Consider the following 8,604-nt stretch of genomic DNA (forward strand, 5'->3'; position numbering starts at 1 on the left):
GCCAATTTTCGGAAAAACCTATGAAATTCAATCTAATAGTCATATTTATTCTCATTTTTCAGTTTGTTTCTGCACAAGAAAAAACATCTGAATTTAAGATAGAACTAATCAAAAAAGAAAAGTCTGAATTTAAAACGGACTATGCTGCTTTTGAGCATCGATTTGAAAATTTTTACGAGGACGAATATTTCATTGTCCGAGATTCTTGCCGAGGAGAATTCGGCGGAACAATTGAATTTAAAAATAAAGAAACTGGGAAAAAATATATCGCGAAAGCAACTTGTCCGTCTTCAATTGTAAAGTTGAACGGAAAATACTACTTGACAACTTCATTGGCTCATATGTCTGGATTTTCAGAAATTTATGAAATAAGTAATCCACATAAACTTGAGGAATTAAATATGACTGATTCCGTCAAAGAAAAATATTTGAAAGGAAAATCTACGAAAGGACTGAAACAACTATATAAAAATATTGGAGGAACAATACTGGTTAGTTTTCCTTTTGAAAATGAACTTTATCATATATCAACACACAAAGACGGAACATATTTATCAAAAAGACAAGGTTCTGAATTAATGAAGCTTAAACAATTATTAGATTACAAAGTTTTCACATTTGAAAGCGGAATAAAAATAACCGCTGAAAACCACTACCTGAATAATTTTATTACTGGTCGATACGAAGTTATCGGATTTTTTGATGTATTTGAAAACGTAATCCGAATAAATATTTATGAATAAAAAAACTGGCTACAACACTGTATATAATTTATTGCTTGGTTCTAGCCTACTTACGAAAATCCTCGCGGATTTTCTATTCGGTTTTTATTTGTTAACTTAGTTACTTAACCACGCAACAAACCATATACAAACACGTTGCCATTAATACTGAAAAACCGACGAACTAAATGATAAATAAATTTTTAAATGCTAAACATTGGCTATTATTCACTTTAATGTTCGGAATTCCGATTCTTATACAAATAGTCGTTATGACTTCAATGTTTGCGAATATTGACTCAAACGGAAATCCTGACCAAACAGGAATATTGAACATGATGAAGATATTTCCAATAATAATGGTCATTTACGTTGGACTATTTTTTGGCTGGTTTTGGTCTATTGGAATTGGACTACAGAAGTATATTCCGACTGACATTAATATGAAAATAAAAAAGTTTAAAATTTTCTTCTTCATTCCTCTGACTTATATTCTTTTCTTATTAATAATAATCGGAACTACATTTTACGGATTTTCGTCTGGAAATAATGCTGCTGGCGGAATTGTTGGAAAAATGTTATTTATTGTCATTCCAATGCATCTATTTTCAATGTTCTGTATGTTCTATTTATTATATTTTGTATCGAAAACAATCAAAACGACTGAATTAAAACGAACTGTTACTTTTAGTGATTTTATAGGAGAATTTTTTATGATTTGGTTCTTTCCAATCGGAATTTGGTTTATACAACCGAGAATAAATAAAATAGCATCTGAAAAAAGTACTAATGGCAACAATGTATAAAAATAATTGCTCGATTTTGGGCTTAACCAAAGGTCGTTGCAAGTATACTACGTCTGATTTTCCTGCGGAAAATCCTCGCACGTAAACCCGCAACTATTCTTATACGAGACCATTGGCAACAATAAAACAAACGAATGAAATTTTCCGAAAGATTAGGATATAAATCGATAAAACAAGAATTACAATTTGAAATCATAGATATTGAATTGAAAAATTCGCTATGGACAATATTTCTTGATAACTATATAAATAAATTAGAACGAAAAAATTACACTACAGGTCGGAAAGAACTTTATATATATACATATTCTCTTTGGTTAAATTTTTTCAAACTACCTATAGATACATCACCAATATCCCAGGACCAATATGTGAGCAAAGATTCCTTAATTAATCATATTAGAAAATTCTTTTTTTCTGATAAAACAGAATGGTACGAAATTTATGATTTGATTGAGTTTTCCGGAAAATATTCAAAAGGTGACTATTTTGAATTATTTAATAAAATTTTTGAAAGAGAAAAAGCTGGTTATAGATTTCTAAATTCTCAAATTGTACCAATTTCATCCAAAGAAGAAATACAAGCAATTGAAGATGCAATAAGTAACAATGATTCTTTTAAATCGGTAAAAACACATTTAGAGACTTCATTGAAATTACTTTCTGACAAACAAAATCCTGATTATAGAAACTCAATTAAAGAATCTATATCTGCAATCGAATCTATGTGCAAGATATTTATTGGAGATGATAAATCAACATTGGGACAAACATTAAAGAAACTTGAAAATGATGGACATTTGCACCCAGCTTTGAAGAAAGCTTTTAGTTCCTTATATGGTTACACAAGTGATGACGCAGGAATTAGACACGCGCTAATAGAAAGCGACAGAGAAATTGATTTTTACGAAGCAAAATTTATGTTGACTACTTGTTCTGCATTTATAAATTTTTTAAAAAGTAGGATGTAAAATTACTGTTGCCAACACCGTATATAATTTATTGCTTGGTTCTAGCCTACTTACGAAAATCCTCGCGGATTTTCTATTCGGTTTTTATTTTTAGTTGCTTAACCACGCAACAAACCATATACAAACACGTTAGGAAGAATAACCACAAGGGCACGCAAACGAAACATTAAATTTTTTAGGCAATAGATGAATTAATAGCAACACGTAACCATAAATCAAGTCACAGCACAAGCTTATCGCTTATCATAAAATTTAAAATTTCCACTGTTTGCTTATTCTTCCTAACCCGCAAAGTATAGACTGCACTCTGACTAACTTTTAGTATATTTATTAACTAATTGAAAACCCTTATGGTAACTACTACCTAACAAGCTATAAGATTCATAGAGCGCAGCAAACGGTTCCAACCTGTATGCTGCGCATCCACGAACCTTATACTTTGCGGGTTGTAGCCAATTTTCGGAAAAACCTATGAAATTCAATCTAATAGTCATATTTATTCTCATTTTTCAGTTTGTTTCTGCACAAGAAAAAACATCTGAATTTAAGATAGAACTAATCAAAAAAGAAAAGTCTGAATTTAAAACGGACTATGCTGCTTTTGAGCATCGATTTGAAAATTTTTACGAGGACGAATATTTCATTGTCCGAGATTCTTGCCGAGGAGAATTCGGCGGAACAATTGAATTTAAAAATAAAGAAACTGGGAAAAAATATATCGCGAAAGCAACTTGTCCGTCTTCAATTGTAAAGTTGAACGGAAAATACTACTTGACAACTTCATTGGCTCATATGTCTGGATTTTCAGAAATTTATGAAATAAGTAATCCACATAAACTTGAGGAATTAAATATGACTGATTCCGTCAAAGAAAAATATTTGAAAGGAAAATCTACGAAAGGACTGAAACAACTATATAAAAATATTGGAGGAACAATACTGGTTAGTTTTCCTTTTGAAAATGAACTTTATCATATATCAACACACAAAGACGGAACATATTTATCAAAAAGACAAGGTTCTGAATTAATGAAGCTTAAACAATTATTAGATTACAAAGTTTTCACATTTGAAAGCGGAATAAAAATAACCGCTGAAAACCACTACCTGAATAATTTTATTACTGGTCGATACGAAGTTATCGGATTTTTTGATGTATTTGAAAACGTAATCCGAATAAATATTTATGAATAAAAAAACTGGCTACAACACTGTATATAATTTATTGCTTGGTTCTAGCCTACTTACGAAAATCCTCGCGGATTTTCTATTCGGTTTTTATTTGTTAACTTAGTTACTTAACCACGCAACAAACCATATACAAACCCGTTGCCATTAATACTGAAAAACCGACGAACTAAATGATAAATAAATTTTTAAATGCTAAACATTGGCTATTATTCACTTTAATGTTCGGAATTCCGATTCTTATACAAATAGTCGTTATGACTTCAATGTTTGCGAATATTGACTCAAACGGAAATCCTGACCAAACAGGAATATTGAACATGATGAAGATATTTCCAATAATAATGGTCATTTACGTTGGACTATTTTTTGGCTGGTTTTGGTCTATTGGAATTGGACTACAGAAGTATATTCCGACTGACATTAATATGAAAATAAAAAAGTTTAAAATTTTCTTCTTCATTCCTCTGACTTATATTCTTTTCTTATTAATAATAATCGGAACTACATTTTACGGATTTTCGTCTGGAAATAATGCTGCTGGCGGAATTGTTGGAAAAATGTTATTTATTGTCATTCCAATGCATCTATTTTCAATGTTCTGTATGTTCTATTTATTATATTTTGTATCGAAAACAATCAAAACGACTGAATTAAAACGAACTGTTACTTTTAGTGATTTTATAGGAGAATTTTTTATGATTTGGTTCTTTCCAATCGGAATTTGGTTTATACAACCGAGAATAAATAAAATAGCATCTGAAAAAAGTACTAATGGCAACAATGTATAAAAATAATTGCTCGATTTTGGGCTTAACCAAAGGTCGTTGCAAGTATACTACGTCTGATTTTCCTGCGGAAAATCCTCGCACGTAAACCCGCAACTATTCTTATACGAGACCATTAGCCAACATATCCAAGCAACCAATGAAAATCACAGAAAAAAATCAAAATCAATACAAAAATTTGGAAAGTCATATACCGTAGAGTATATTAGCAAAATGGTAAGGTCAGAAAAAACTAGACAATTAATAATTGAAAAGACTGCTTCTATATTCAATAAAAAGGGATATACAGGAACGTATTTGTCCGATTTAACCAATGCTACTGGATTAACAAAAGGCAGTATTTATGGCAACTTCAAAGATAAAAACGAAGTTGCTTTAGAAGCTTTTAAATTCAATTATAAATTTCAGACTCGTCAAATAATTAACAAAATTGAAAAAGAAGATAATTCAGCAAATAAATTAATTGCATTTCTAAATCATTATAAAACATCATTTAAACCAATTTTTAAGAATGGAGGTTGTGCAATCCTAAATACTGCTGTTGATACTGATGATGGAAATGAATTATTAAAAAAAGAAGTTGTAAAAACAATTCGTAGTTGGCACAAAAAAATTGTATCAATCTTAATTGAAGGAGTTAATAAAAACGAACTAAAAGAAATAGATATCGACCTATTTTCGTATCGAATGATTGCTATAATTGAGGGTAGCATTTTATTGGCAAAAACATTGAATAAACCAGAGATTTTATTAAATAACATAGAACATCTAGAAATAGAAATTTTACAATTAAAACAGAAGTAAAAAAATTTAATCATTCATATACCGTAAGGTATATGGCAAAGATATATAAATATGAAAAGAGTAGTAATAACAGGACTAGGAGCAATTACACCTATTGGAAAAAATGTAAAACAGTATTGGGAAAATCTATTGAAAGGAATTTCTGGTGCAAATAAAATAACACGTTTTGATTCAAGCAAATTCAAAACTCAATTCGCTTGTGAAATAAAAGACTATGACGCTTTAGATTATTTTGACCGTAAGGAAGCTAGAAAACTTGATAGGTTTAGTCAATATGGACTAATCTCAGCAGAAGAAGCAATCAAAGATGCTAATCTCGACTTTTCAAAATTAGACACTAACAGAATTGGTGTAATATTTTCGAGTGGCATTGGTGGCTTTGAAACCTTTGAAAAGGAAATAATTGATTATACAAATGGGAATTTCAACCCTCGTTTTAATCCGTTTTTTATACCGAAAATAATATCCAATGGTTTGTCTGGTATAATTTCAATTAACCACGGACTCAGAGGTGTAAATTATTGCCCTGTTACAGCTTGTGCTTCATCAACACAAAGCATTATTCAATCCTTTAATTATATCAGGTTAGGAAAAGCAGATATTATTATCGCTGGTGGTTCAGAAGCACCAATAACAGAATCATCAATTGGAGGATTTAACGCTATGAAAGCAATGTCCACCAACAATGAAAATTTCAGTTCCGCTTCAAAACCATTCGACACAAACAGAGATGGCTTTGTTGTTGGAGAAGGTGCAGGAGCTTTGATTATTGAAAGTATTGATTCGGCATTGAAAAGAAATGCTAATATTTATGCGGAAATTATTGGTGGAGGTGAAAGTTCAGATGCTTATCATATAACCGGAACGCATCCAGAAGGATTTGGAGCATATTTAGCAATGGATAGCGGAATAAAAGAAGCTAAAATAACACCAAATGAAATTGACTATATAAATGCACACGCAACTTCAACTGGGCTTGGAGATTTATCTGAAATTAATGCAATCACCAAGCTATTTGAAACAAATATTTCGGAAATACAAATTAGTGCGTCTAAATCTATGACCGGACATTTATTAGGTGGAACTGGTGCTATAGAGGCAATATCGACTTGTTTATCTGTGAAAACAGATTTGATACCACCAACAATCAATACAACAAAAATTGATGAAAATATTCCGAAGGAATTAAACTTGTCATTAGGAGAAAAATCCTTTAAAAAAGTTGATTATGCTTTAAGCAACAGTTTTGGTTTTGGTGGTCATTGTTCGGCAATGATAATCAAAAAATACGTTGGCTAACAATGTATATAAAAAATAGGGCAAATAGTACTTAAACAAAGGCTTGGTCGTGTCTGCGAGGGCGCCATATTTTTAATTTGTATTTTAGACAACAGAAAAGTTAAAAAGAAAATTAAAAATATGGCTTCGTGCTAAACCGAAAGTTAGGTGCTTACCAACCGCCCGCCCTACTTTTCATATACGAGCCGTTAGGAAGAATAACCACAAGGGCACGCAAACGAAACATTAAATTTTTTAGGCAATAGATGAATTAATAGCAACACGTAACCATAAATCAAGTCACAGCACAAGCTTATCGCTTATCATAAAATTTAAAATTTCCACTGTTTGCTTATTCTTCCTAACCCGCAAAGTATAGACTGCACTCTGACTAACTTTTAGTATATTTATTAACTAATTGAAAACCCTTATGGTAACTACTACCTAACAAGCTATAAGATTCATAGAGCGCAGCAAACGGTTCCAACCTGTATGCTGCGCATCCACGAACCTTATACTTTGCGGGTTGTGGTTAATTATGAAAAACATACTACTTACAATATTAATTTTGACATTTCTGAATTGTAAAAGCGATTCAGATAAGGTTGTTTCAAAACATTCTAAAGACACAACAATCCATTATAAAAATCAATTTAAAAGAGGTGGAATAAAAGATTCTATTGCTTCTATAACTTTTGACCTTGCTTCCGAACAAAATTCTAAAGGTAATTTTTCAAAGGCTAAAAAATTATACAAAAAAGCAAACGGCTTAGAGCCTGATAATAAAATCATTCTTAATGCTTTGGGAGGAGTTTCTGCTGATTTAAAAAACTTAGCGGATTGTACTCTTTATTTTGAAAAGTCCCTGAAAATTGACAGTACTTTCACTATAACCTATATAAACTTCGGAACCGCTTATAATAAACTCTTGAAATTTAATAAGTCAATAGAAGTATTAGAAAAAGGTCTTGAATTGGAAAATAATCAAGAGAAAAAAGGATATTTTTATTACAATTTGGCTAATTCATATTACAAGAAAAAAGATTATGAAATGTCATATAAACTTGTGAATAAAGCACTTTCTATAGTAAAAGAACCAGCAGTAAGAGAAGACATTATTGAATTGAAAGATGTTTTATCGGATTTAAAAAACTAACCACAACAAAGCATAAAATTAATGGCTAGTTCTAGCTTACTTGGAAAATTCCTTCGGAATTTTCCGCTGGCAAGTTTCTATTTATTAAATTAGTGCTTAAACGCGCCACTAATATTATACGTAACCGTTGCCATTAATACTGAAAAACCGACGAACTAAATGATAAATAAATTTTTAAATGCTAAACATTGGCTATTATTCACTTTAATGTTCGGAATTCCGATTCTTATACAAATAGTCGTTATGACTTCAATGTTTGCGAATATTGACTCAAACGGAAATCCTGACCAAACAGGAATATTGAACATGATGAAGATATTTCCAATAATAATGGTCATTTACGTTGGACTATTTTTTGGCTGGTTTTGGTCTATTGGAATTGGACTACAGAAGTATATTCCGACTGACATTAATATGAAAATAAAAAAGTTTAAAATTTTCTTCTTCATTCCTCTGACTTATATTCTTTTCTTATTAATAATAATCGGAACTACATTTTACGGATTTTCGTCTGGAAATAATGCTGCTGGCGGAATTGTTGGAAAAATGTTATTTATTGTCATTCCAATGCATCTATTTTCAATGTTCTGTATGTTCTATTTATTATATTTTGTATCGAAAACAATCAAAACGACTGAATTAAAACGAACTGTTACTTTTAGTGATTTTATAGGAGAATTTTTTATGATTTGGTTCTTTCCAATCGGAATTTGGTTTATACAACCGAGAATAAATAAAATAGCATCTGAAAAAAGTACTAATGGCAACAATGTATAAAAATAATTGCTCGATTTTGGGCTTAACCAAAGGTCGTTGCAAGTATACTACGTCTGATTTTCCTGCGGAAAATCCTCGCACGTAAACCCGCAACTATTCTTATACGAGACCATT

At 30.8% G+C, this 8,604-nt stretch carries 9 protein-coding genes; all 9 read left to right on the forward strand.

All coding sequences use genetic code 11. The features are described 5' to 3' along the window. The coding region (locus RG22_RS17970) for a hypothetical protein (RefSeq protein ID WP_204244174.1) at window positions 1-743 on the forward strand (743 nt) is incomplete at its 5' end. Window positions 744-910: 167 nt separating this feature from the next. Continuing rightward, window positions 911-1,528 (forward strand): hypothetical protein, encoded by a 618-nt coding sequence (locus tag RG22_RS05045; protein ID WP_034041354.1) that lies wholly within the window; start codon window positions 911-913, stop codon window positions 1,526-1,528. A gap of 134 nt (window positions 1,529-1,662) precedes the next feature. Next, a complete protein-coding gene (locus RG22_RS05050) occupies window positions 1,663-2,499 on the forward strand; it encodes an AbiJ-NTD4 domain-containing protein (protein ID WP_034041355.1) in 837 nt (278 codons plus the stop codon). Between the two features lie 471 nt (window positions 2,500-2,970). Continuing rightward, complete coding sequence (locus RG22_RS05055) at window positions 2,971-3,693, forward strand: hypothetical protein (RefSeq protein WP_034041358.1); 723 nt, start codon at window positions 2,971-2,973, stop codon at window positions 3,691-3,693. Window positions 3,694-3,860: 167 nt separating this feature from the next. Then, on the forward strand, window positions 3,861-4,478 hold the full coding sequence (locus tag RG22_RS05060; RefSeq protein ID WP_034041354.1) for a hypothetical protein: 618 nt from the start codon (window positions 3,861-3,863) through the stop codon (window positions 4,476-4,478). Window positions 4,479-4,688: 210 nt separating this feature from the next. Continuing rightward, window positions 4,689-5,279, forward strand: a complete 591-nt coding sequence (locus RG22_RS05065) for a TetR/AcrR family transcriptional regulator (RefSeq protein WP_034041356.1) — start codon at window positions 4,689-4,691, stop codon at window positions 5,277-5,279. A gap of 51 nt (window positions 5,280-5,330) precedes the next feature. Beyond that, complete coding sequence (gene fabF, locus RG22_RS05070; RefSeq protein ID WP_034041360.1) at window positions 5,331-6,578, forward strand: beta-ketoacyl-ACP synthase II; 1,248 nt, start codon at window positions 5,331-5,333, stop codon at window positions 6,576-6,578. A gap of 517 nt (window positions 6,579-7,095) precedes the next feature. Continuing rightward, the gene (locus tag RG22_RS05075) at window positions 7,096-7,713 is read left to right on the forward strand and encodes a tetratricopeptide repeat protein (RefSeq protein WP_034041362.1); all 618 of its coding nucleotides are present in this window, start codon (window positions 7,096-7,098) and stop codon (window positions 7,711-7,713) included. A 159-nt stretch (window positions 7,714-7,872) separates the two neighbouring features. Beyond that, a complete protein-coding gene (locus RG22_RS05080; RefSeq protein WP_034041354.1) occupies window positions 7,873-8,490 on the forward strand; it encodes a hypothetical protein in 618 nt (205 codons plus the stop codon). The last annotated feature ends 114 nt before the right edge of the window (window positions 8,491-8,604 follow it).

Source organism: Wocania ichthyoenteri Th78, from assembly GCF_000789235.1.
GTDB lineage: Bacteria > Bacteroidota > Bacteroidia > Flavobacteriales > Flavobacteriaceae > Wocania_A > Wocania_A ichthyoenteri.